Origin of the sequence: Actinoplanes sp. NPDC049598 (genome assembly GCF_040675435.1) — a bacterium.
Taxonomy (GTDB): domain Bacteria; phylum Actinomycetota; class Actinomycetes; order Mycobacteriales; family Micromonosporaceae; genus Actinoplanes.
Window position 1 is genome coordinate 26,194 of record NZ_JBFAOX010000015.1, and the last position, 23,334, is coordinate 49,527.

Consider the following 23,334-nt stretch of genomic DNA (forward strand, 5'->3'; position numbering starts at 1 on the left):
GGGTGACGGTGGCGCGCTCATGACGCTCCTGCTGATCGCGGCGGCGGTGGCGGTGCTGCTGGCGCCGGTCCCGGCCGGTTCGCGCCGGAAGTTGGTGCTGCGGCGGCCGCCGTCGTCGGCCGGGGGAAAGCGGGGGCGGATCGCGCTGGCGGTCGGGGCCGGGGTGGCTGTGGCCGGTTTCCTCGGCACCTGGTGGGGAGTGCCGGTCGGGGTGGTCGCCGGAGTGGGGGCCGAGCGGCTCCTCCGGCGGCGCGAGCCGGCCCGGGTCCGGCAGGAAAGGCTCGCCGCGACGGCCGACCTGCCGCTCGGCGCGGACCTGCTGACGGCGGCGCTCCGGGCCGGGGCTCCGGTCGACCGGGCTACGGCCGCGGTGGCGGACGCGCTCGGCGGACCGCTGGGGGAGCGGCTCGGCCGGACGGCGCGGTCGCTGCGCCTGGGCGCGACACCGGCCGAGGCCTGGGCGCACCTCTCGGACGTCACCGGGGCCCAGCGGCTGGTGGCCGCCGCCGTCCGGTCCAGCGCGAGCGGGGGAGCGCTGGCGGGGGCGCTGGGACGGCTCTCCGGCGATCTGCGGGCCGATGCGGCGGTCGCCGTGGAGGCGGCGGCGCAGCGCGCGAGCGTGCTGATCGTGCTGCCGCTCGGGCTGTGCTTCCTCCCCGCGTTCTTCCTGGCCGGGCTCGTGCCCGTCGTGATCGCCGTGCTGGGGGACGTGCTCTGACGCTCCGCCGCCCATTCGACAACCGGTCGCCGCGCCGGCGGCCGGCGGGAACACAACTGAAGGAGAACCACGTGCGCAAACTGATCGCCAACTTCGCCCGGCTGCGGACCGAGGCCGCCGACGCCGGGATGAGCACCGCCGAGTACGCCGTCGGCACCCTGGCCGCCGTCGCGTTCGCCGGGATCCTGTTCAAGGTCGTCACCAGCCCCGGTGTGCAGACGGCGCTCGGCGGGGTCATCGAACGGGCCCTGAAGTGAGACGGCGCCGGTGGCCCGGCCGCGACCGGGGAGCGTTCACGGCCGAGCTCGCGGCCGGGCTGCCGGCGCTCATGCTGCTGCTTTTCGCCGGTCTGACCGTGGTCAAGGCGGTGACCGTTCAGGCTCAGTGTTTCGCCGTGGCCCGGGAGGTGGCGCTGGCCGAAGCCCGCGGCGAACGCGGGCCGGGTCTCGCCGGGGCTCCGCCCGGCGCGGTCATCGAGCTGGGCGGCGGCGGCGACGCGGTCACGGCTCGGGTGAGCGCGCCGATTCACCTGCTCGGCAGTGGCCTCGCGATCGTCACGGTGGACGGCTCGGCCACGGCCGCCCGTGAGCCGTCAGCCGTGCCCGGCGCCGCTCGATGAGGCCGCGTGGTGAGCCCGACCGGGGTGCCGCGTCGATCTTCATGCTGGCGGCGGGGCTGTTCCTCGTCGCGGCCGGGCTGGCCGGGGCGGCGATCGGAGCGGCGCGGCTCGGGCGGCAGCAGGCCCGGCTGGCGGCTGACCTCGGCGTGCTGGCCGGGGCCGCGAAGGCGATCTACGGGGCGGAGGTGGCCTGCGAGCGGGCTCGGCGGTTCGTCGCGGCCAACGGCGGGCGGATGACTGCCTGCACGGTCACCGGGCTCGAGATGGTGGTCGAGGTGACGGTGCGGGTGGAGCCGCTGCCCGGCCTGACGCGCCAAGTCACGGCGGCGGCCCGGGCCGGGCCGGTCACGGCGCTGCCGGCCCAGGCTGAGCCGGGACAGCTTGGCGACCGGCGAGGGCGGTGAGCACGGTGTCGAGGACCCGCACGGCGCCCGGCTTGTCGAGCGGGTTGTTGCCGTTGCCGCACTTGGGGGACTGCACGCAGGACGGGCAACCGGTGTCGCAGGTGCAGGCGGCGATGGCCTCCCGGGTGGCGCTGAGCCAGTCGGCCGCCGTGGCGTAGGCGCGTTCGGCGAAGCCCGCGCCGCCGGGGTGGCCGTCGTAGACGAAGACCGTGGGCGCCTCGGTGTCGACGTGGTTGGCCGTGGAGAGGCCGCCGATGTCCCAGCGGTCGCACGTCGCGATCAGCGGCAGCAGGCCGATCGCGGCGTGCTCGGCGGCGTGCAGCGCGCCCGGGAAGTCCGGCGGCTCCACCCCGGCCGCGGTCAGCGCCTCCGGTGTGATCGTGAACCAGACCGCGACCGTGCGCAGGTCGCGGACCGGCAGGTCGAGCGGCTTGGTGTCGATCACCTCGCCCGAGCCGTGGCGGCGGCGCTGGTAGGAGACCACCTGGCTGGTCACCTCGACCTCGCCGAGGAAGAGGCTGACCGGGCCGGCGTCCACCCGGTCCCGGACGCCGAGGACCGCCACGTCGGTCACGTCCCGGGCGTGGGTCGACCAGTCCGGCTCCTCCGGGTGCACCAGGGCGATCGCGTCGTCCAGGTCGAGGTCGTCGACGATGAAGCTCACGCCTTGATGGAGGTAGACCGCGCCGGTGTGCAGCATCATGTGCGACGAGCTCTGGTCCACCGTGCCGAGCAGGCGGCCGGTGGACGCCTCGACCACCGAGACCGGTGCGCCGCCGGCGCCGCGCAGGTCGACGTCGGGCCGGCCGGGGTGGGTCCAGTACCAGCCGGAGGGGCGGCGGCGCAGCGCGCCCGAGGCGGTCAGGCCCTCCACCGCCGCGCGGGCCGGCTCGCCGCCGAACAGCGCGAGGTCGGCCTCGGTCAGCGGGCCCTCGGAGGCGGCACAGCACAGCTGCGGGCCCAGAACGTACGGGTTGGTGGGGTCGAGGACCGTGGCCTCGACCGGCCGGCCGAACAGCGCCTCCGGGTGGTGCACGAGGTAGGTGTCCAGCGGGTCGTCGCGGGCGATCAGCACCGCCAGCGCCTCGCCGCCGGCCCGGCCCGCCCGGCCCGCCTGCTGCCACAGCGACGCCCGCGTGCCGGGATAGCCGCAGATGAGCACGGCGTCCAGGCCGACCAGGTCGACGCCGAGCTCCAGCGCGTTGGTCGACGCCAGGGCCAGCAGCTCGCCGGAGAGCAGGGAACGCTCGATCTGCCGGCGGTCCTCGCGCAGGTAGCCCGCGCGGTAGGCGGCCACCCGGTCGCCCAGGCCGGGGACGGCCTCGTCGAGCTGCCGCCGGGTGATCGACGCGACCACCTCGGCCCCGCGCCGCGAGCGGATGAAGGCCAGCGTCCGGGTGCCCGCCGTGACGGCGTCGGTCAACAGGTCGGCGGTCTCGCGCAGCGCGGACCGGCGCACCTGCGGCAGCTCGGCCTCCACCAGCTCCTGAAGATCGTCGGCGGGCGCGGGCTGCAGCGGCGGCTCCCACAAGGCGAAGGTCATCGCGCCCCGCGGCGAGGCGTCCTCGGTCACGGCGGTCACCGGCAGGCCGGTCAGCCGCGAGGCCGCGTCGGCCGGGTCGCCCGACGTGGCCGAGGCCAGCACGAAGGTCGGCGTGCCGCCGTACCGGGCCGCCGTCCGGCGCAGGCGGCGGATCACGTGCGACACGTGGGAGCCGAACACCCCGCGATAGGCGTGGCACTCGTCGACCACCACGTACGTCAGACGGCGCAGGAAGGACGCCCAGCGCGCATGCCCCGGGAGCATCGCATGGTGCACCATGTCGGGATTGGTGAGGATCAGCCGCGAGTGCTGGCGGATCCATTCACGTTCCTCGCGGGAGGTGTCGCCGTCGTACGTGGCCGGGCGCACCCCGGTCAGGCCGAGGCGGGCGACGGCGCGCAACTGGTCCGCGGCCAGCGCCTTGGTCGGCGAGATGTACAGCGCGGTCGCCCGCTCGTCGGACAGCAGGCGGGTCAGGGCCGGCAGCTGGTAGGCGAGCGACTTGCCCGATCCCGTTCCGGTCGCGATCACCACGTGCGTACCGCTCGAGGCCAGCGACGCCGCGCGGGCCTGGTGCTCCCAGGGTGCGGGGATGCCGTGCGCGGTCAGGGCCGCGACCAGCTCGGGTGAGGCCCATTCGGGCCAGGCGGCCGTACGCCCCACGCGCGCCGGCAGCTCCTCGATGTGGGTGACCGGCGACTCCGGGGCCGAGGCGGTCCGGGCCTTCAGCAGATGCAGCAGGTCGGCGGGGCCGAAGGCGGTCAAAGTCACGCACAGCACTGTGACACCGGAATGGCGCGAACCTCAAACGGGTACGACGGTGGGTGCCATGCGTCGGCTGTATCCGGGCGATGGTTAGATTCGCTGGGGAGATCGGCTGCCGGATCAGCGTCCCCCGCAGGGAGGAGGAGCGATGGAGCTGTCCCTTGCGACCCGGACCGTCGACGAGCACACGGTGCTCGAGGTCGGCGGCGAGGTCGACGTCTACACGGCTCCGAGGCTGCGGGAGCGCCTCGTCGAGCTGGTCGATTCCGGCGCCCGCAACGTCGTCGTGGACCTCGGCGGCGTCGAGTTCCTCGACTCGACCGGCCTGGGTGTGCTGGTCGGCGCGATGAAGCGGCTACGCGTGGCGAACGGAAAGTTCGGGCTGGTCTGCTCCAAGGAAGCGCTGCTGAAGATTTTCCGGATCACGGCGCTGGACCAGGTGTTCCCGATCTACCCCACGATCGAGGCGGCGACCCAGGACAGCGACGGCAGCGGTTCGAATTCGTGATGGCGACCGTTCGGCTGTCCTTCTCACCCGCGCCCGTGCACGTCCGCACGGCCCGGCTGGTCGGCGTCGCCGTGGCCCGCCGGGCCGGTGTCGCCGAGGAGCTGCTGGACGAGGTCCGGCTGGCCATCGGTGAGGCCTGCACGCGGGCCGTCGCCCTGCACAACCAGTACGGCCTGGCCGAGCTGGTGACCGTCGAGATGTCTGATTCGGACGCGTACACCGTCCGGGTCGTCGACCACGCGCCGATCGAGGCGAGCATCGGGTTGGCCAAGCTGCCCCCCGACGAGCTGGCGGCCGAGACGCTGACCGACGAGGACCTGACGACCGGCGTCGGTTTCGCCCTGCTCGCCGGTTTCGTGGATGACCTGCAGGTACGCCCCGTCGAGGACGGTGCCGGGACCGAGGTCCGCATGGTCTGGCCCGTTCAGCGCCGTTGAGACAATTCGGACAAAGCCTCCAGAGATAAATCAGCTTCTATACCCTATTTCCCGCCGGCTAACACAGCGGCAAACATCACCACGACACGGCCGGATCCGGGTGTGACCATCGCCACGTCGGCCGATACAGTACGCGAGTTATCAACTACTGCTCCTGGTCCCGCGCCCCGCGGGGCCCAGTTGTCGTTTCCCCCTTCAACGGGGAGCGCCCGGACGGTTTCGTCCGCCGACCCGGGCGCGGTCGGTGTACAGGAGGACATTGATGTCCGGGACCTCGTTAAGTGGTTCCAACGTCACGTTTGTCATCGTGGCGCTGGTATTCGCGCTCATCGCGCTCGGTTTTGCCGCCATGTTCGTCCAGTCGGTGCTCAAGGCCGGCCGGGGAACCAAGAACATGCAGGAGATTGCCGGGGCCGTTCAAGAAGGCGCGTCGGCGTACCTGTTCCGTCAGTTCAAAACGCTCGCCATCTTCGTGGTGATCGCGGTCGTCCTGCTCTTCCTCCTTCCGGTGCACGACACCGACAACGAGGTCTGGGTCAAGATCGGCCGTTCGCTGTTCTTCATCGTCGGCGCCGTCTTCAGCTCGTTCATCGGCGGCGCGGGCATGGCGCTCGCGACCCGGGCCAATCTCCGGGTGGCCGCGGCCGCCGGCGAGAGCGGCGGCCGGGAGACCGCGATGGGCATCGCGTTCCGCACCGGTGGCGTGGTCGGCTTCCTCACCGTGGGCCTCGGCCTGTTCGGTGGCGCGCTGGTCGTGCTCATCTTCCGCAGTGACGCCCCGACCGTGCTCGAGGGCTTCGGCTTCGGCGCCGCGCTGCTCGCCATGTTCATGCGGGTCGGCGGCGGCATCTTCACCAAGGCCGCCGACGTCGGCGCCGACCTGGTCGGCAAGGTCGAGCAGGGCATCCCCGAGGATGACCCGCGCAACGCCGCGACGATCGCCGACAACGTGGGCGACAACGTCGGTGACTGTGCCGGCATGGCGGCCGACCTGTTCGAGTCGTATGCCGTGACCCTGGTCGCCGCGCTGATCCTGGGCCAGGCCGCCTTCGGTCAGGACGGCCTGATCTTCCCGCTGATCGTCTCGACGATCGGTGTGGTCATCGCGATCATCGGCGTCTTCATCACCCGCCTGCGCCCGAGCGACCGCAACGGCCTGACGGCGATCAACCGGGCTTTCTACATCTCCGCGGTCATCTCGGCGATCGCCGTCGCGGTGGTCACCTTCATCTACCTGCCGAGCACGTTCGCCGGCTTCGGCGACGACGACATCGACGCCGGCGTGCTCGCCAGCGGCCGCGACCCGCGCTGGGTCGCGATCGGCGCCGTCGTCATCGGCATCGTGCTGGCCGCCGCCATCCAGGCGCTGACCGGCTACTTCACCGAGACCAACCGGCGGCCGGTGCAGGACATCGGCAAGTCGTCGCAGACGGGCGCGGCCACCGTCGTGCTCGCCGGCATCAGCGTCGGCCTGGAGTCCGCGGTCTACTCGGCGCTGCTGATCGGCGCCGGCGTCTACGGCGCCTTCCTGCTCGGCGGCGCGTCGCTCACCCTGTCGCTGTTCGCGGTCGCGCTGGCCGGCATCGGCCTGCTCACCACGGTCGGCGTCATCGTCGCGATGGACACCTTCGGCCCGATCTCCGACAACGCGCAGGGCATCGCCGAGATGTCCGGTGACGTCGACGAGAAGGGCGCGCAGATCCTCACCGAGCTCGACGCGGTCGGCAACACCACCAAGGCGATCACCAAGGGCATCGCGATCGCCACGGCCGTGCTCGCGGCGACGGCGCTGTTCGGGTCGTACACCAACAGCCTGGCCACCTCGCTGGCCGACGCCGGGATCAACCCGGACCAGGTCGGCAACGAGATCCTCGGCCTGCTCAACATCGCGAACCCGCGCAGCATCGTCGGCCTGCTGGCCGGCGCGGCCGTCGTGTTCCTCTTCTCCGGCCTGGCCATCAACGCCGTCTCCCGCTCCGCGGGCGCCGTCGTGATGGAGGTCCGCCGCCAGTTCCGCGAGTTCCCGGGCATCATGGACCGCACCCAGCGGCCCGAGTACGGCCGGGTCGTCGACATCTGCACCCGCGACGCGCAGCGCGAGCTGCTCGCCCCCGGCGTGCTGGCCATCATGGCGCCGATCGCGGTCGGCTTCGGCCTCGGCGCCGGCGCGCTGGCGGCCTACCTGGCCGGCGCGATCGGGGCGGGCACGCTGATGGCGGTCTTCCTGGCCAACTCGGGCGGCGCCTGGGACAACGCCAAGAAGCTGGTCGAGGACGGCAACTTCGGCGGCAAGGGCTCCGAGGCGCACGCGGCCACGGTCATCGGCGACACCGTCGGCGACCCGTTCAAGGACACCGCCGGCCCGGCCATCAACCCGCTGCTCAAGGTGATGAACCTGGTCTCGCTGCTGATCGCCCCGGCCGTGGTGGCCTGGAGCATCGGCAACGACCAGAACGACCCGCTGCGCATCGTCATCGCCCTCGTGGCGGCGGCGATCATCGTGGGCGCGGTCGTCTGGAGCAAGCGCAAGCCGATCTCGATGGGTGACGACACCCCGACCCCCGCGGCCGGCGACACCACGCCGACCGCGAAGGTCACCGCCTGATAGCAGCTCAGCCTTCAGTCCGGCCGAGGGTGGCCGGGCGGGGCGGTTGGATGGAGATCCAACTCGCGGGGGCATCCGGCTGCGCCGGGTGCCCCCGCACCACAGATGAGGTTGTCGGACCATGCCCGTACGCTGCTTCCCATGCGCCCGGCCCGACCCCTCGCACTGCTGGCTCTACTCGCGCTCGTGACCTCTTTGACCGCCTGCTCCGGCGCGCACAGCGCCCGGGCCTGGGCGACCTCCGTCTGCACCACGCTCGAGCCGTGGCGCAGCGAGATCGGCTCGCTGACCACCCGCACCCAGCAGCAGATGGAGAGCGCCACGACGCCCAATCAGGCCAAGGAGAACCTGTCCCGCCTGTTCGCCGGCGCCGAGGACGCGAGTGAGCGCGCCCGGGCCGGGGTGGCCAAGGCCGGAGTGCCCGACGTGGACGATGGCGAGACGATCGCCGACGGCTTCCTCACCTCGCTCTCCGCGATGCGCGACGCCTACGCGAAGGCCAAGGGCGGCATCCAGGGGCTGCCGACCGCGCCCGCCGAGACCTTCTATCAGCAGGTGACCCAGGTCGTCTCGCAGCTGCAGACCGACTACGAGGCGAGCGGGCTCGACACCAGCAAGCTCAACTCGCAGGAGTTGCAGGCCGCCTTCGACGAAGTGCCCGAGTGCCGGTGAGATGACCGAGACGGGGTGGCCGCTGATCCCGCGCGAGGTTCTCCCCGCGCCGGTCCCGGCTGCCAAGCGCCGGCCGCCGCCCCGGACGCCGGGGCAGACCTCGGAGTCGGGAAGGCAACTTCCGATCTTCGGGGCCGAGACGACCGAGCCGTCGCCGGGTGACCTGGCCGGGTTGCTCGCCGGCCCGGGGAAGCTGGGCCGGATGGGCGGCACGGCCCGGGTGTCGGTGGTCGTGGATGCGGCCTGGCGGGTGCACGTGCTGGCTGCCGAGTTGGTGAGCCGCGGGCTCGTGGTCAACTGGCGGCCCGTCCAAGACGACGAAAAGGATAATAGCGGCGAGTCGGTGACGATGGCTCAGGAATCGGGCGACGACGATGCGGCCGAGGCGCAAATCACGGAAGTGGAAGATCAGCCCGGGGCCAGGCCCCGTTTCGAGGTGCTCACGGCGTACTCCCGGCGGTTGAACGGTCTTGCCCGCGGCTGGCCGGAGGCCGCCGCTCAGCTGTTCCTCAGCGGACCTCGGCTGCGTCTCTGGGTGGCCGCGGCCGGGGAGCCGATCGCGGGGGGCTTCGCGCTGGGTCTCGGCCCCGGCAAGGACCCCGTGGAGATCGACGCGGCGCTGGTCCGGGCCGGTCTGGCCGGCCGCCTGTCGGATGACGGACGGCAATATCTGATCAAGGGAAAGCGGCGGGTCGCGCGGCTGGCCGAGCTGGTCGGCGAACGGCCCCCGGCGGCGCCGGAAGACCTCTGGCCACGGGGCGCGGGTGCGTGATCTTCCTGGATTGTGTGCGACACGACGGCATGTTCCCGGTGTACGGTGTCGCCGTCGGACGCGTGCGGTGGCCGGACCGTTACCATCCGACTTCGGGGTACGGAGGGAATGGCTGCTCGTCCGGCGCGTTACGTTGAAAGTCTGTGCTCCGCCGCAGTCCGGATGGCGGAACGCTGAGTGCGAAGTATGGGAGTGCCGTGCCGAGTGACGCCAGGACGACCCGTCTGGTCATCGTCGAGTCTCCGTCGAAGGCCAAGACGATCGCCGGTTATCTGGGGCCCGACTATTTTGTCGAGGCCTCCTTCGGCCATGTCCGTGACCTGCCCCGCAAGGCAGCCGACGTGCCCGCCAAGTACAAGGGCGAGTCGTGGGCCCGCCTCGGCGTCGACGTCGACAACGGCTTCCACGCGCTCTACGTCGTCTCCCAGGACCGCAAGGCGCAGATCGCCAAGCTGCAGAAACTGGCCAAGGAAGTAGACGAGATCTTCCTCGCCACCGATGAGGACCGCGAGGGCGAGGCCATCGCCTGGCACCTGGTGGAGACGATCAAGCCGCGCGTCCCGGTCAAGCGGATGGTCTTCCACGAGATCACCAAGCCGGCCATCCAGGCCGCCGTGGCCAACCCGCGCGAGATCGACCGCGACCTGGTCGACGCCCAGGAGGCCCGGCGCATCCTCGACCGGCTGTACGGCTACGAGGTCAGCCCGGTCCTGTGGAAGAAAGTCATGCCCGGCCTGTCCGCCGGGCGGGTGCAGTCCGTGGCGACCCGCATCGTGGTCGAGCGGGAGCGCCAGCGCATGGCGTTCCGGACGGCCGAGTACTGGGACATCCTGGCCACCCTGGCGGTCCAGGGCCAGGTCGAGGGCCCGCGCAGCTTCAACGCGACCCTGATCGCCCTCGACGGCGACCGGATCGCCACCGGCAAGGACTTCGAGCCCACCACCGGCCAGGTCAAGACCGGCGCCGGCGTGGTCCACCTGGACGAGAGCGGCGCCCGCGGCCTGGCCGCCCGCCTCGACGACCGGCCCTTCACGGTCACCCGGGTCGAGGAGAAGCCGTACCGCCGCCGCCCGTACGCGCCGTTCATCACCTCCACGCTGCAGCAGGAGGCGGCCCGCAAGCTGCGCTTCTCGGCCTCGCAGACGATGCGCACCGCGCAGAAGCTGTACGAGAACGGCTACATCACCTATATGCGTACCGACTCGGTCAACCTGTCGGAGACCGCGCTCACCGCGGCCCGCCGCCAGATCGCCGAGCTGTACGGGCCGTCGAACGTTCCGCCGCAGCCCCGCCGCTACACCGGCAAGGTCAAGAACGCGCAGGAGGCGCACGAGGCCATCCGCCCCGCCGGCGACAACTTCCGCACGCCGGGCGAGGTGGCCAACGAGCTGTCGACCGACGAGTTCAAGCTGTACGAGCTGATCTGGCGCCGCACGATCGCCTCGCAGATGACCGACGCGGTCGGCAACTCGGTCAGCGTCCGGATCCGCGCGATCTCCACGGCGAACGAGGAGGTCGACTTCGCCGCCTCCGGCAAGACGATCACCGACCCTGGCTTCCTGCGGGCCTACGTGGAGTCCTCGGACGACGAGAACGCCGAGGCCGAGGACGCCGAGCGCCGCCTGCCGACCCTGGTCAAGGACCAGCCGCTGACCGCCGAGGAGCTGGCCGCGGTCGGCCACCACACCTCGCCGCCCGCCCGCTACACCGAGGCGTCGCTGGTCAAGGCACTGGAGGAGCTGGGCATCGGCCGCCCGTCGACGTACGAGTCGATCATGCGGACGATCCAGGACCGCGGCTACGTCGAGAAGCGCGGCCAGGCGATGATCCCGACGTTCCTCGCCTTCGCGGTGATCGGCCTGCTCGAGGGGCACTACCCGCGCCTGGTCGACTACAACTTCACCGCCTCGATGGAGACCCAGCTCGACGACATCGCCGGGGGCGACCACGCCGCGCTGGACTTCCTGACCTCCTTCTACTTCGGCAGCCAGACCGCGGGCGCGGACGACTCGATCGCCCATGCCGGCGGCCTGAAGAAGATGGTCACCGAGAACCTGAGCGCGATCGACGCCCGCTCGGTCAACTCGATCCCGCTCTTCACCGACGAGCAGGGCCGCAACGTCGTGGTCCGGGTCGGCCGCTACGGGCCGTACCTCGAGCGCCGCCTGCCGGCGGAGGCCAACGAGGAAGAGGTGCAGGGCGACCGCGCCTCGCTGCCCGAGGGCATCGCGCCCGACGAGCTCACCCCGGCCAAGGTGGACGAGCTCTACCTGGGCGGTGGCGGCGAGCGCTCGCTCGGCGAGGACCCCGCGACCGGCGAGTCGGTCCAGCTCAAGTCGGGGCGCTTCGGGCCGTACGTGCAGAGCGGCGACCGCAAGTCCTCGCTGTTCAAGTCGCACGTGCCGGACGAGCTCACCCTGGAGCAGGCGCTCAAGCTGCTGACCCTGCCCCGCGTGCTGGGGGTCGACGCCGAGGGCAAGGAGATCTCGGCGGCGAACGGCCGTTACGGCCCGTACGTCAAGCGCGACACCGACTACCGGTCGCTGGAGAACGAGGACAGGCTCTTCACCGTCACCCTCGACGAGGCCCTGGCCCTGCTGGCGCAGCCCAAGACCCGGCAGCGCCGTGAGGCCAAGCCGCCGCTGCGCGAGATGGGTCCCGACCCGGTCACCGAGAAGCCCATGGTGATCAAGGAGGGCCGCTTCGGTCCGTACGTGACCGACGGCGAGTACAACGCGTCGCTGCGCCGCGGCCAGACGCCCGAGGAGCTGACCGTCGAGCAGGCGTCCGAGATGCTCGCCGAGAAGCGTGCCAAGGGCCCGGCCCCGAAGAAGAAGGTGGCCAAGAAGGCGGCGGCCAAGAAGACGGCCGAGCCCGCGGCCAAGAAGGCTCCCGCCAAGAAGGCCGCGCCGGCCAAGAAGACCGCCGCGGCCAAGAAGGCGGCGCCGAAGAAGGCGGCCCCCAAGAAGGCCGCCGCGTCCGCCGAGTGATCAGGCGCCGAGCACCCGGTCCAGGTAATCGTTCGCGAACACCCGGGCCGGGTCGAGCCGGTTCCGTACGGCCAGGAAGTCGTCGAACTTCGGGTAGACCGGTCGCAGGTCCTCGGCCGTGCGGTAGTGCAGCTTCCCCCAGTGCGGGCGCCCGCCCAGCGGCCGGCAGACGGCCTCCACGGCCCGGAAGTACGGCTCGTAGGTAACCCCGGAGAACTGGTGGACCGCGATGTACGCCGACTCGCGGCCGTAGCCGTGCGACAGCCACACGTCGTCCGGGCCGGTGAAGCGCACCTCGACCGGGAACTGCACCTTGAACGGCAGGCCGTCGATGATCCGGGGCAGCGCGTCCAGCACCTCGGGCAGCGCGGCGCGCGGGACTTCGTACTCCATCTCGGTGAAGTGCACCCGCCGGGGCGTGCAGAAGACCCGGTCGGATCGCTCGGTGTAGGTGCGCGCGGTGAGCGCGCGGGCCGCGATCGACTGGATCGTGGGCACGGTGGCCGGCACCGCCTTGCCGAGCCGGCAGACGCCCTCCCACAAGGTGTTGGCCAGGAACTCGTCGTCCAGCCAGCCCCGGAACGGCGACAGTGGGCGGTCGTGCTCGGCCACCCGGTTGTTCCGCTTGAGCTGGGCCCGGTCGGTGTACGGGTACCAGTAGAACTCGACGTGGTCGTTGCTCCCGATCCACTCGTCGAGCCCGGCCAGCACGTCGGCCAGCGCCATCGGCCGCTCGTCGGCCAGCAGCGTGAACGCCGGCACGCAGCGCAGCGTCACCTCGACGAGAACGCCCAGCGCGCCCAGGCCGATCCGGGTGGCCGGAAAGATCTCGTCGTCCCGGCCGACCGTGAGAATCTCGCCGGAACCGGTGACGATCTTGACATCCTCCACGCAGGACGCCAGCGTGCAGTAGGTCTCGCTGGTGCCGTGCGTCCCCGTGGAGATCGCGCCGGCGACCGTCTGCTGATCGATGTCGCCGAGGCTGGGCATGGCGAGCCCGTGCTCGGCGAGGAGGACGTTCAGCTTGGCCAAGGGCATGCCGGCCTGCACGGTGACGAGATCACCCTGCACCGAGACCAATTCGTTCAAACGGTGAAGCACCATTCGCTGATCATTAGCGACAGCGATGTCGGTAAATGAATGGCCACTGCCCACGGCCTTTACCTTGCGTCCGTTTCCCGACGCGTCCTTGACGTGGGCGGCCACCTCGTCGACAGTGCCAGGGGTCAGGACGTCGGCGGCGATGGCCTGCTGGTTGCCGCCCCAGTTGATCCAACGGCGGGCGTTCAGGGGGGTCGTCATTATGGCTTTGTCCTCCGTACGAGCGCACAGTCGCACAAAACCGGGAAAGCGGCGTGTCCCGCGCGTCCCGTCGATGCCTCTCGCTCGTTGATCCGAGTAACGTTCCGATTATCACTGCTGAGAGGGAGTGGCGACGCGTGTCGACACCAACCGTCACCACCGGGCCCCTGCGCCGGGTTCCGGTGCAGGGCAGAAGCGTTGCCCGGGTCCAACGCATGCTCGACGCCTGCGCCGAGCTCGTCGACGAGGTCGGCTATGAGGGCCTGACCACGACGCTGCTCGCCGAGCGGGCCGAGGTCGCCATCGGCTCGGTCTACCAGTTCTTCCCCGACAAGCGGGCGATCGTCCAGGCCCTGGCCATGCGCAACATGGACGCGTACCTGCAGAGTCTGTCCGACCGCTTCGGCAGCGAGACCTTCGCCCACTGGTGGGACGGGGTCGACGCGGCGATCGACGCCTACATCGACATGCACCGCAGCGTGCCCGGCTTCCGCACGCTGCACTTCGGCGACGTGGTCGACGTGCACCTGCTCGACGTCGAGCGCGACAACAACGCGGTGATCGCCGACCGCCTGGCCGAGCTGCTGGTCGACCAGTTCCAGCTGATGGACAGGGCGCGGCTGCGGTTCGCGCTGCAGATCTCGGTCGAGGCGGCGGACGCGCTGATCAAGCTGGCCTTCCGGCGCGACCAGGGCGGTGACGAGTCGGTGCTGACCGAGGCCAAGGCGCTGATCCGGGAGTACCTGCACCGTCATGTGACCAACTGAGGCGTTCGCGTCACCCCAGGAAGGCATGGCCCTCCCCGCGGTAGGTCGGGGTCGGCGTGGCTGTCTCGCCGTCGATCAGCTGGAGCTCGTTGACGTGCTCGCACAACTCGCCGGCCTTGGCGTGACGGAACCAGACCCGGTCACCCGGCCGTAGCGTCGCCGCGGCCGGGCCGACCAGGGGCGTCTGCACCTCGCCGGGTCCCTCGTCGGGCTTGAACCTCAAACCCGCCGGGAGGTACGGGGTGGGCTGGCGCGACGTCTCGGCGGGGCCGGACGCGATCCAGCCGCCCCCGAGCACCGTGGCGATCCGCGGGGCCGGGCGGCGCACGACGCTCAGCGCGAAGAACGCGGCCGGGGTCGGGCGCCACGCGCTGTAGGCGTCGAACAGGGTCGGCCCGTACAGCCCCGAGCCGGCGGTGACCTCGGTGACCGCCGGGTCGGCGCCGGTCGCGGCCACGCTTCCGGTGCCGCCGCCGTTCACGTACTCCAGGTCGGCGTGCTCGCGGACGGCTTTCACGGCGGCGCCCCGGCGCTCGAGCAGTTCCGGGAAGGACCGGGACTGCATCAGGCGGATGGCGCGGCCCTTCAGCGTCCGACCGGGTGGCAGGTCACCCAGTCCGGCGATCTGGGCCTCGTACGACATCATCCCGACCAGCTTGAAGCCGGGGCGCTCGACCAGCCGCCGGGCGAGGGCGCCGGCCTGGGCCGCGGAGTGCACGGGCGAACGCCGTACGCCCAGGTGGATCTGACCGGCCGGCCGCCAGGAGGAGTCAAGGTCGAGGCAGAGCCGCACCGGCGCCGGGCGGGCCCCCGGCGGCGTCACCTGGTCGACGAGATCCAGGTGGCTGGGGTGGTCGACCATGATCGAGATGGCGGCGGCCAGGTCGGGCTGGGTGGTCAGCTCACGCAGGGCGATCCGGTCGACCGTCGGATACGCGACCAGGACGTCGTCGGTCAGGCCCTGACGGACGAGCCAGATCGCTTCACCCAGGGTGTACGCCATGACGCCGTGCCAGCCGGGCCGGGCCAGCACCCGCTCGAGCAGGGCCCGGCAGCGCACCGACTTGCTGGCCACCCGCAGGGGCTTGCCACCGGCGCGGGCCACCAGCTGGGCGGCGTTGTCGTCGAAGGCGGCCAGGTCGACGGCGGCGACCGGCGTCTCGAGGTGTGCGGTGGCCCGGTCGAGCCGCTTCTGCAGCAGTGTGCGGTCGATCACGCGAGCAACTTAACGCGTGATGAAGGCAACGCGAAAGGGCTTCACTTTTTTGATACCCGAACGTGGGTGAACAGGGCGGTCGTGGCCGCCCGATAGAGTGCACCCTGCGGGGATCACGGGAGGTACGGCCATCGACACCGAAAAGCGGGAAACCGGACCGGTAGACCTGTCGGGAGCGGCGGCCCTCCGGTCGGTGCTGCGCATCCGGCCCTTCCGGCGGCTCTGGCTCGTGCTCGGCCTCGCCTCCTTCGGCGACTGGATCGGCCTGCTGGCCACCGGCATCTTCGCCGCCGCCCAGTTCCAGAGCAGCGCCGGGCAGGGCGCGGCCTTCGGCGGCACCATCGCCGTCCGCCTGCTGCCGGCCCTGCTGCTCGGCCCGATCGCCGGCGTCTTCGCCGACCGGTTCGACCGGCGCTACACGATGGTCATCACCGACCTGATCCGCTTCGTCTTCTACGGCTCCATCCCGCTGGTGCCGCTGCTCGGCGGCTCGCCCGGCGTCACCGTGGCCTGGGCCGCCATCGCCACCTTCGTCGGCGAGACGATCACGCTGATCTGGATCCCGGCCAAGGAGGCCGCGGTACCCAACCTGATCCCCAAATCCCGGATCGAGGTCTCCAACCAGCTGACGCTGGTCACCACGTACGGCATCACGCCGATCCTGGCCGCCCTGGCCCTCTCCGCTCTGACCGCCGGGGTGCAGCAGTCCGGCGTGACCCTGCCCGACTGGGCCGAACCGGTGCAGATCGCGCTCTACCTGAACGCGATCTCCCGCCTGGTCACCGCGCTCACCGTCTTCTTCGGCATCAAGGAGATCGGCGGCAAGAGCGCCGAGCGGCAGCAGGAAGCCCAGCAGCAGAGCATGATGCGCCAGTTCCTCGAGGGCTGGAAATACATCGGCGGCACCCCGCTCGTCCGGGGCCTGGTCCTCGGCATCTTCGGCGCGTTCGCGGCCGGCGGCATCGTGATCGGCGCGGCCAAGACCTTCGCCACCTCCCTGGGCGCCGGCGAGGCCGCGTTCTACCTGCTCTTCGGCACCATCTTCATGGGCCTGGCCCTCGGCATCGGCCTCGGCCCGATGATCATCCGGGAGCTCTCGCGCCGCCGCTGGTTCGGCATGAGCATCGTCCTGGCCAGCGGCTCGGTGATGTTCCTGGGCGTCGCCTTCCACCTGTCGATGGCCCTCGTCGGCGCCCTGCTGGTCGGGGCCGGGGCCGGCATGGCCTTCCTGGCCGGCACGACCCTGCTGTACGGCGAGGTCGAGGACGCGGTGCGCGGCCGGGTCTTCGCCGTCGTGCAGATCGGCGTGCGCATGGTGCTGCTGCTCGCCATCACGCTGGCCGGCTTCCTGGTCGGCCTGGGCAGCTCCCGCCGCGTCGACCTGGGCGCGTTCAGCGTCGACGTCTCCTTCACCCGCGTGCTGCTGCTGGTCGCGGGCGCGGCCGGCGTGGTCGTGGGGATCAGCTCGTTCCGCCAGATGGACGACAAGCGCGGCGTGCCGGTGCTGGCCGACCTGTGGGGCTCGATCCGGGGCCGGCCCCTCGCCCCCGACGAGCAGTTCGTCCGCAGCGGCGTCTTCGTGGTCTTCGAGGGCGGCGAGGGCGCCGGCAAGTCCACCCAGGTACGCCGCCTGGCCGCCACCCTCGAAGCGGCCGGCCACGACGTGGTCGTCACCCGCGAGCCCGGAGCAACCGACGTCGGCGCCCGCATCCGCGGCCTGGTCCTCGACAAGGGCGACGCCCCCTCCCCGCGAGCCGAGGCGCTCCTCTACGCCGCGGACCGAGCCCACCACGTGGCCACGGTGGTCCGCCCCGCCCTGGCCCGCGGCGCCGTCGTGATCAGCGACCGCTACGTCGACTCGTCCCTGGCCTACCAGGGCGCCGGCCGCACCCTGCCGGTGGCCGAGATCTCCTGGCTGTCCTCCTGGGCCACCGGCGGCCTCAAGCCCGACCTGGTCGTCCTGCTCGACGTCGACCCGACCGTCGGCCTGGGCCGCGTCGACTCGCGCGGCGAGGGCGCCGACCGCCTGGAGAGCGAGTCCCGCTCCTTCCACGAGCGCGTCCGCTACGCCTTCCTCGACCTGGCCGCCGCCGACCCCCGCCGCTACCTGGTCCTGGACGCCGCCCGCCCCCCAGCCGAGATCGGCGCCGCCGTCGACGACCGCCTGACCACCCTCCTGACCGGCGAGAGCATCCACCCCGCCCCCGCCTCCACGTCGGTGCCCCCCGGCCCCGACCTCGAGGCCCCCGACCTGCTGGCCCCACCCCCCGAGCCCTCTACCGACGCCCCACCTTCCCGCGCAGGCACCCCCTCACCCCAGGCGACCCGCTCCGAAAGCCCACTCCCGCGCGAGCCGCGCCCCGAAAGCCCGCTCCCGCGCGAGCCGCGCCCCGGAAGCCCGCTCCCGCGCGAGTCTCACGCTGAGAGCCCGCTGCCGGGTGAGTCCCGCGCTGAGAGCCCGCTCCTGCGCGAGTCCCGCGCTGAGAGCCCGCTCCCGCGCGAGTCTCGCGCCGACAGCTCATTCCCGCGCGAGTCCCGCGCCGGCGAGGAGCCCCCGCTCGAAGAGATGGCCGAGCTGATCGGTATCAACGACGACGACACCCCGGACGGCCCCACCCGCACCACCCACCGCTGAGCGCGACCCCACGGCCCTGGGCGTGGGGATCACGGCTGTCCGTGGCTCGAGCCGGCCCGGTCACTGCTGAGTGCAGCTCCGGGTGACCCTGCCCGTGCCGGCCGCCGCTGCGCGCTACCCCAGACGGCCCAGCCCGCGCCGCTACCGCTGACCGGGCTCAGGACGAGCGGGATCGCGCGCTGGCACGCCCCGGGCGCTGGCGCGCCCCGGGCGCTGGCACGCCCGCGGTCTCAGCCGCGCCCCCGGGCGCTGGCACGCCCGCGGTCTCAGCCGCGCCCGCGGTCTCAGCCGCGCCAGAGGGTGAGCATCATGGCTTCGACGGCGATGTCCGGTTTGACGTTCTGGTCGATGGCCTGGCGGCAGGCGAGCACGGCCTCGAGGCGCCGCAGGGTGCTGTCCGCGCTCCATTTCTCGGCCGCCGCGGCCGACTGGTTCGCGGTGTCGGTGTGCACCACCGCGACCGGAGCGCCCAGGTTGGTGATCAGCACATCGCGGTAGAAGCCGGCCAGATCGACCAGCGCCCGGTCGAGCGCGTCGCGCTTGGAGCGGGTGGCCCGCGACTTCTGCCTTTTCTCGAGCTCTTTCAGCTGGCCGGCGGCGCCGCGCATGGCCCCGGCCGCCCCCCGGCCCGTGCCGCCCGCGCCCAGCGCCTGCTCGAGCGCCGTCCGCTCGGCCGCGTCCACCTCGACGAACGACTCCGCCGCCTCGGCCTCGGCCGCCTTGATCAGCGCGGCCGCCGCCTCGTAGCACGCGCCCACGCTGCTCAGCCTCCGCGGCACGGCCAGCACGGCCTCGCGCCGGCTGCGGGCCTCGGGGTCGTTGGCCAGCCTTTTCGCCCGGCCGACGTGCCCCTGAGCGGCCGCCGCAGCCCACGCCGCCACCTCGGCCGCGATGCCGTCGCGCCGGGCCAGGACCTCGGCCACCGCCTCGGCCGGTGGCTGCCGCAGGGCGACCACGCGGCACCGGGAGCGGATCGTCACCGAGATGTCGTCGGGATGGGTCGACGGCGTGCAGAGCAGAAAGACCGTCCGCGGCGGCGGCTCCTCGATCGCCTTGAGCAGCGCGTTGCCGGCCTGCTCGGTCAGGCGGTCCGCGTCCTCGATCACGACGACCTGCCAGCGGCCGCCGGACGGCGCGCTGGCCGCCCGCAGCACCAGGGCCCGCATCTCGTTGACGCCGATCGAGAGGCCCTCGGGCACCACGAACCGTACGTCCGCGTGGGTCTTGCCGAGCGCGGTGTGGCAGCCGTGACACTCGCCGCAGCCGACCCCGCCCCGCTCGCACTGGAGCGCGGCCGCGAAGGCCCGCGCCGCCACCGAGCGACCGCTGCCGGGCGGGCCCGTGAAGATCCACGCATGGGTCATCGCCCCGGCGGGCACCTCCTCGCCGGCCACGACCTGGGCCGCCGCCGACGCCGCTTGGCGCAGCGTGGCGACCGCCTCGTTCTGACCGACCAGATCTGCGAAGACTTCACTCACGCCCACGATGGTATTGCGCCGGTCCGACAGAACTCGAAGTTATCCACAGGCCGGCCGGTTATCCACAGTGGAGAAGTTGACATAGCGGAGCCGTCACTCTTCCGGGTACGTTCTGGTCCCGATGAGCGACGCGGCCCTGACGCACGGTGAGGAGACTCGGCAATGGTGCGTGAGATCGACGAGGCGTGGATCAGTGAGGCCATCGACCGACATCGTCGCGTCGAGCAGCTCCGGGCCGAGTTCGACCGTGCCGTCGAGGCGCACTCGGTCTCCGTGCACTCGCCCGACGGCTCGATCGAGGCCACCGTGACTGCCACCGGCCGCATAACGGACATGCGCGTCCACGGCGGCCTGCACCACCGCGATGCGGCCGAGTTCTCCCGCGAGCTTCAGGCCGTGGTGGCGACGGCGGCGGACGCCGCTCGCTGGGCCCGCGAGAAGCTGCGCGGCGAGGTCTTCGGTCAGCCGCGCGCCCTGGGGGAGGAGTGACATGGACCATCTCGCCGAGACCCTCGATGGCGCGGCCGACGACCTGCGCACCGTCGAGCGGGCAATGGCCCAGCTGACCGTCCCACCCGGCACGTTCGGCGAAGCCACGCCGACGGGCGCGCCCGGCCGTCTGGGCCGGGACCTGCACGAGCATTGGACGGCCGCCGTGGCCGCCCGCGCCCAGGAAGCGGCCGGCGCCTCGGCCCGCCTGACCGCGATGGCCACCGCGGTCCGGGCCGTGCGCGACGACTACCTCGAGACCGACGACGCGGTCCGCCGCCGCCTGGCCCGGGAGCTGTGATGGATCGCCTCGACCAACTACTAGACGCCGCCACGCCCCTGCTGCGCCGCGCGGGCGATCTGCTCGAAGAGGCCGGCGCTCCGGCCGAAGACCCTCTTTGGGATCAACTGCGGCGCGTACGCCTTCTGCCCGCCGACGCCGTCACCGCGGTGGCCGCGCTTCGCCCCGCCGCGCTGGCCGAAGCGGTGCCCGAATTACGCTCCGCCGCCCGTTCCTGCGCCGGCGTCGCCGCCGCTCTCCCGCCGCCCGGTGAGTGGGAGGGCGAGGCCGCCGAGACGTATGACGACCTGCGCCGCCGGGTCGCGACCCACCTGGCCGGCGACGGTGACAGCCTCGACGAACGCCTGGAGGCCACGGCCGACCTGGCCGACGCCCTGCACGACTGGATGAGCCGATCCCGCGACGCCGTGGCCGCGGTCCTGGCCGAGGTGCTCATGTCGGCCGAGGCCCTGACCCTGCAGACCTCGCCCGTCGCTCATCCGCCCGAGCCGGCCGACCTTCAAGCGGCCGTCACCGTGGCCACCCACGTCCTGCGCACCATCGCCGACCTCTACGCCGAAGCGGAGGATCTGATACACAACTCGACGCATCTGACCACGCCGATCCCGGTGTAGACATGGGCGCGGCGCCGTATTCGGACAACCGGAAAACTCCGAATACGACGCCGCGACCTCCTGCACCCCCCGCAGGTGTACCGACTACTCAACGCCATTCATAGATCGTTGTCTCGGGGTTCCGGCGGCTTCGGGCCGCTCGGGGGAGCAGGACCGGACGTGTGTCGCCGCTCACTCAGCCATCAGGAGATCGACAACTCTCCATACGGACGACCCGGTTCCGGATCGTCCCTGGAGTGCCTCCCTCAGGGCTGGGAGCGCCGACGTCGCATCCCCAGGGCCACTGCCGCGATGCCCGCCAGCAGGAGGCCGCCGCCGACCATGGCCAGCCGGTCCACTCGCGGGCCGGTCACCGGGAGACCACCGCCCGCGCCCCCGGTACCGGCGGCGGGCTGCCCGGCGGCCGGGGAGACCGCTGCCGACTCCAGAACGCCGAACGTCATGTCCAAAGTGGTCCGGACCTGCGGCTTGCTGCCATAGCCGGTCCGCCCGCGGTCCTTTGCGCCGGGTCTGGCGTCGGCGCCCTGGACCAGCGAGACCTTGACGGCCGCGGCCCGGGCGGCGATGGCGTTCCCCTTCTGCGCGTGCCGAACGTCCCCGACCGAGATGCGCAGCCGCGTACCGGCACGGGCCGACTCCGTCTTGGGGATGGCAGTTCCCGGCGCCGCGGACACCGGCGGCAGGCCGGGCACGCTCGGCGCCGCCAGCGGGCTGCCCTGGCCCAGCTTGGTCAGCTCGGTGAGGTGGCTCAGCGGCACCGACTCCGTCGCGTGGCGGTCCGGGGTCAGCGTGATGTCCGCGTGGTCGCCCACCGCCGCCAGCCGCTTCGTCGCGATGCCGTCGCCCGACACCTCCAGCACGGCCGGCCGGTAGTCGACCGTCCCGCCCTCGGCCGACATGGCCGTCGTCAGCGTCGGCGGCCGCAGCACGCGCACGCGAACCTTCCCGTCCGCCAGCTCGATCCGCCCCGTGGTCACCGTGGCCGAGGCCACCGATCGGGCCGCCTCGCCGTTACGCTCCAGCGCCGTCGTGCTCAGGCTCGAGAGCTTTTGCGGTACGCGGACAAGCCCGTCCAACAAGCGCAAGTTCGTGAGCCGCGACTCCGCGCGGGTCGTCTCACCCACAGTGCGACCGCAGGCCATGCCGGCGTTCCACTGGGCGTGCGCGCTGACCTGCCCGGCGCCCACACGCAGCGGCCCGGCCTGGCCGGCCGGCGTCGACCGCTGCGCCGGCTTCGCGTTGGTCGGCGGCGCCTTCTGCAGCAGCGGCTTGCTCAGGTTGGTGTTGTCCTTGGACTGCCCGTCCAGCATGCGCCCGTAGGCCGCCGACGAAACCTGCGCCTGGGCGATCATCGCGGTCCGCGTCTCACCGACGCCCACATCGGACACCGAGGCGCTCCGGCCCTTCTCGGCCGCCACGCCGCCGGTCGGTGCTTCCGTTTCGTCCTCGCCGGGCGCGCTCTTCGTCCGCGAGTCATCGTTCCCGGCCGAGTCCGAAGCGTCTCCCGATCCGTCGCCGCGCGCATCGCCCGATTTGTCGCTGCCGGAGTCGTCCGCGTCGTCGTCGTTGCCCTCGTCCTCGACCACCGAGGTCCCATCCGCCTCGTCGCCGCCGGGATTCCTGGCTGCCACACCGACCGCCTGCACGATCCCACGAGGGTCCTCGGCCTCGGTCAGTCCACTCACGACGCCGCCGCCCCGCTCGACCGCCTCGCCCAGCTGCCCGGTCACCGCATCCGCCGGCCGCACCACGTCGGCGTCGCCGTCACTCCCCACCGCAGCCTTCGACCGCGGCGCCACCGAACCCTGCCCCGCCACCGAAGGTCGCGCCGCCGCCGAGCCTTGCCCCGCCACCGAAGGTCGCGCCGCCGCCGGGCCTTGCCCCGCCACCGAAGGTCGCGCCGCCGCCGAGCCCTGCCCACCCGCCGCCCGCTGCGCTGCCGTAGAGCCTCGCCTCGCCGCCGATCGCTGCGCCGCCTTGGAACCCTGCCCGGTCGCCGATCGCTGCGCCGCCTTGGAACCCTGCCCGGTCGCCGATCGCTGCGCGGCCCCCGGTGTCGCCGGCGAGCCCTTCGCGGCCGCCGAACCTTGTGCATCCGCCGACCGCCGCGGTGCCAGCGTGCCCAGCACCGCCGTTCCCAGCATCCCGATGCCCTCGCTCAGGGTGTCGCTGTCCTCCGGATCGGGGATCGGATCGTCCACCGCGCCCAGCACCCGAGCCGCAGCATCACTCGCCTCGGCGCTCTCGGTCACCGGCGACTTCTTGTAGCGGACCTCGGGAACCTGCACCGCGAGCTTGTCGATCCGGAGCAGTTCGGCCCCGGCCTGAGCCGCGTAGCTCTCGGCCCGTTCGCATGGTGCGGGCGCGGCCACTGCGGGCAGCGGAGAGCTGAGAGCCCCCGTGAATCCGAGCGCGACGACACTGGCGGCCAGCGATCTGGCGGGCGTCATGGGTGGTTCCCTCCCGATGTGTTCCGTGTTGAGCGACGTCTACGGGTCT

20 protein-coding genes are annotated in these 23,334 nt (G+C 72.2%); 15 read left to right on the forward strand and 5 right to left on the reverse strand.

Features of this window, described 5'->3' with window-relative positions; all coding sequences use genetic code 11:
• Window positions 1-19 precede the first annotated feature (19 nt).
• The 4 genes from AB0J66_RS30430 (at window position 20) to AB0J66_RS30445 (ending at window position 1,741) form a co-directional block, all read left to right on the forward strand.
• The gene (locus AB0J66_RS30430; protein ID WP_364667793.1) at window positions 20-718 is read left to right on the forward strand and encodes a type II secretion system F family protein; all 699 of its coding nucleotides are present in this window, start codon (window positions 20-22) and stop codon (window positions 716-718) included.
• A 71-nt stretch (window positions 719-789) separates the two neighbouring features.
• On the forward strand, window positions 790-975 hold the full coding sequence (locus AB0J66_RS30435; protein WP_364667795.1) for a DUF4244 domain-containing protein: 186 nt from the start codon (window positions 790-792) through the stop codon (window positions 973-975).
• Window positions 972-1,337, forward strand: coding sequence for a TadE family type IV pilus minor pilin (locus tag AB0J66_RS30440; RefSeq protein ID WP_364667798.1), 366 nt, complete (start codon window positions 972-974; stop codon window positions 1,335-1,337). The genes AB0J66_RS30435 and AB0J66_RS30440 overlap by 4 nt, the downstream gene beginning before the upstream one ends.
• Window positions 1,334-1,741, forward strand: a complete 408-nt coding sequence (locus AB0J66_RS30445; protein WP_364667801.1) for an Rv3654c family TadE-like protein — start codon at window positions 1,334-1,336, stop codon at window positions 1,739-1,741. Before AB0J66_RS30440 ends, AB0J66_RS30445 begins: the two co-directional genes overlap by 4 nt.
• Here the strand turns inward: AB0J66_RS30445 and AB0J66_RS30450 are convergent.
• Entirely contained in the window at window positions 1,683-4,055 is a 2,373-nt protein-coding gene (locus tag AB0J66_RS30450; protein WP_364667803.1) for a DEAD/DEAH box helicase, read from the reverse strand. The two genes, AB0J66_RS30445 and AB0J66_RS30450, sit on opposite strands and share 59 nt — an antisense overlap.
• Before the next feature lie 142 nt (window positions 4,056-4,197).
• Between AB0J66_RS30450 and AB0J66_RS30455 the strand changes: the two genes are divergently transcribed.
• From AB0J66_RS30455 to topA, 6 genes are all read left to right on the forward strand, one after another.
• Entirely contained in the window at window positions 4,198-4,557 is a 360-nt protein-coding gene (locus tag AB0J66_RS30455; protein ID WP_364667805.1) for an STAS domain-containing protein, read from the forward strand.
• Window positions 4,554-4,994: an ATP-binding protein gene (locus AB0J66_RS30460; protein WP_364667808.1), complete on the forward strand. Its 441-nt coding sequence runs from the start codon at window positions 4,554-4,556 to the stop codon at window positions 4,992-4,994. Before AB0J66_RS30455 ends, AB0J66_RS30460 begins: the two co-directional genes overlap by 4 nt.
• Before the next feature lie 262 nt (window positions 4,995-5,256).
• Complete coding sequence (locus tag AB0J66_RS30465; protein ID WP_364667811.1) at window positions 5,257-7,599, forward strand: sodium-translocating pyrophosphatase; 2,343 nt, start codon at window positions 5,257-5,259, stop codon at window positions 7,597-7,599.
• Window positions 7,600-7,740: 141 nt separating this feature from the next.
• A complete protein-coding gene (locus AB0J66_RS30470) occupies window positions 7,741-8,271 on the forward strand; it encodes a hypothetical protein (protein WP_364667813.1) in 531 nt (176 codons plus the stop codon).
• A gap of 1 nt (window position 8,272) precedes the next feature.
• Window positions 8,273-9,043 (forward strand): hypothetical protein, encoded by a 771-nt coding sequence (locus AB0J66_RS30475; RefSeq protein ID WP_364667816.1) that lies wholly within the window; start codon window positions 8,273-8,275, stop codon window positions 9,041-9,043.
• Between the two features lie 197 nt (window positions 9,044-9,240).
• Window positions 9,241-12,033 carry a type I DNA topoisomerase gene (topA, locus tag AB0J66_RS30480; protein WP_364667819.1) on the forward strand — a complete coding sequence of 931 codons (2,793 nt, stop codon included), beginning with the start codon at window positions 9,241-9,243 and terminating at the stop codon, window positions 12,031-12,033.
• Here topA and AB0J66_RS30485 read toward each other — a convergent pair whose 3' ends face one another.
• Complete coding sequence (locus AB0J66_RS30485) at window positions 12,034-13,335, reverse strand: D-arabinono-1,4-lactone oxidase (RefSeq protein WP_364667822.1); 1,302 nt, start codon at window positions 13,333-13,335, stop codon at window positions 12,034-12,036.
• A 137-nt stretch (window positions 13,336-13,472) separates the two neighbouring features.
• On the opposite strand from AB0J66_RS30485, the gene AB0J66_RS30490 reads away from it, so the two are divergent.
• Window positions 13,473-14,102 (forward strand): TetR family transcriptional regulator, encoded by a 630-nt coding sequence (locus AB0J66_RS30490; protein WP_364667825.1) that lies wholly within the window; start codon window positions 13,473-13,475, stop codon window positions 14,100-14,102.
• 10 nt (window positions 14,103-14,112) lie between these two features.
• Here AB0J66_RS30490 and AB0J66_RS30495 read toward each other — a convergent pair whose 3' ends face one another.
• Entirely contained in the window at window positions 14,113-15,318 is a 1,206-nt protein-coding gene (locus AB0J66_RS30495) for an amino acid deaminase/aldolase (protein WP_364667828.1), read from the reverse strand.
• A 229-nt stretch (window positions 15,319-15,547) separates the two neighbouring features.
• On the opposite strand from AB0J66_RS30495, the gene tmk reads away from it, so the two are divergent.
• A complete protein-coding gene (tmk, locus tag AB0J66_RS30500) occupies window positions 15,548-17,953 on the forward strand; it encodes a dTMP kinase (protein ID WP_364668253.1) in 2,406 nt (801 codons plus the stop codon).
• A gap of 284 nt (window positions 17,954-18,237) precedes the next feature.
• Here tmk and AB0J66_RS30505 read toward each other — a convergent pair whose 3' ends face one another.
• On the reverse strand, window positions 18,238-19,431 hold the full coding sequence (locus AB0J66_RS30505) for a DNA polymerase III subunit delta' (protein WP_364667831.1): 1,194 nt from the start codon (window positions 19,429-19,431) through the stop codon (window positions 18,238-18,240).
• Window positions 19,432-19,593: 162 nt separating this feature from the next.
• Between AB0J66_RS30505 and AB0J66_RS30510 the strand changes: the two genes are divergently transcribed.
• Genes AB0J66_RS30510 through AB0J66_RS30520 form a run of 3 tightly spaced genes read left to right on the forward strand, consistent with a single transcriptional unit; the run spans window position 19,594 to window position 20,835 of the window.
• Window positions 19,594-19,920, forward strand: a complete 327-nt coding sequence (locus AB0J66_RS30510; protein ID WP_364667834.1) for a YbaB/EbfC family DNA-binding protein — start codon at window positions 19,594-19,596, stop codon at window positions 19,918-19,920.
• Window position 19,921: 1 nt separating this feature from the next.
• On the forward strand, window positions 19,922-20,221 hold the full coding sequence (locus tag AB0J66_RS30515; RefSeq protein ID WP_364667836.1) for a hypothetical protein: 300 nt from the start codon (window positions 19,922-19,924) through the stop codon (window positions 20,219-20,221).
• Window positions 20,221-20,835: a hypothetical protein gene (locus tag AB0J66_RS30520; protein WP_364667839.1), complete on the forward strand. Its 615-nt coding sequence runs from the start codon at window positions 20,221-20,223 to the stop codon at window positions 20,833-20,835. The genes AB0J66_RS30515 and AB0J66_RS30520 overlap by 1 nt, the downstream gene beginning before the upstream one ends.
• 245 nt (window positions 20,836-21,080) lie before the next feature.
• Here the strand turns inward: AB0J66_RS30520 and AB0J66_RS30525 are convergent, their stop codons facing one another.
• Window positions 21,081-23,285 (reverse strand): hypothetical protein, encoded by a 2,205-nt coding sequence (locus AB0J66_RS30525; protein WP_364667841.1) that lies wholly within the window; start codon window positions 23,283-23,285, stop codon window positions 21,081-21,083.
• Window positions 23,286-23,334 lie beyond the last annotated feature (49 nt).

What these genes read in the sequence shown, in the direction of transcription:
- AB0J66_RS30515 (WP_364667836.1), top strand. Translation starts at nt 19,922, where the DNA reads ATGGACCATCTCGCCGAGACCCTCGATGGCGCGGCCGACGACCTGCGC.
- AB0J66_RS30445 (WP_364667801.1), top strand. Translation starts at nt 1,334, where the DNA reads ATGAGGCCGCGTGGTGAGCCCGACCGGGGTGCCGCGTCGATCTTCATG.
- AB0J66_RS30485 (WP_364667822.1), bottom strand. Translation starts at nt 13,335, where the DNA reads ATGACGACCCCCCTGAACGCCCGCCGTTGGATCAACTGGGGCGGCAAC.
- AB0J66_RS30510 (WP_364667834.1), top strand. Translation starts at nt 19,594, where the DNA reads ATGGTGCGTGAGATCGACGAGGCGTGGATCAGTGAGGCCATCGACCGA.
- AB0J66_RS30520 (WP_364667839.1), top strand. Translation starts at nt 20,221, where the DNA reads ATGGATCGCCTCGACCAACTACTAGACGCCGCCACGCCCCTGCTGCGC.
- AB0J66_RS30475 (WP_364667816.1), top strand. Translation starts at nt 8,273, where the DNA reads ATGACCGAGACGGGGTGGCCGCTGATCCCGCGCGAGGTTCTCCCCGCG.
- AB0J66_RS30455 (WP_364667805.1), top strand. Translation starts at nt 4,198, where the DNA reads ATGGAGCTGTCCCTTGCGACCCGGACCGTCGACGAGCACACGGTGCTC.
- AB0J66_RS30430 (WP_364667793.1), top strand. Translation starts at nt 20, where the DNA reads ATGACGCTCCTGCTGATCGCGGCGGCGGTGGCGGTGCTGCTGGCGCCG.
- AB0J66_RS30525 (WP_364667841.1), bottom strand. Translation starts at nt 23,285, where the DNA reads ATGACGCCCGCCAGATCGCTGGCCGCCAGTGTCGTCGCGCTCGGATTC.
- AB0J66_RS30465 (WP_364667811.1), top strand. Translation starts at nt 5,257, where the DNA reads ATGTCCGGGACCTCGTTAAGTGGTTCCAACGTCACGTTTGTCATCGTG.
- AB0J66_RS30470 (WP_364667813.1), top strand. Translation starts at nt 7,741, where the DNA reads ATGCGCCCGGCCCGACCCCTCGCACTGCTGGCTCTACTCGCGCTCGTG.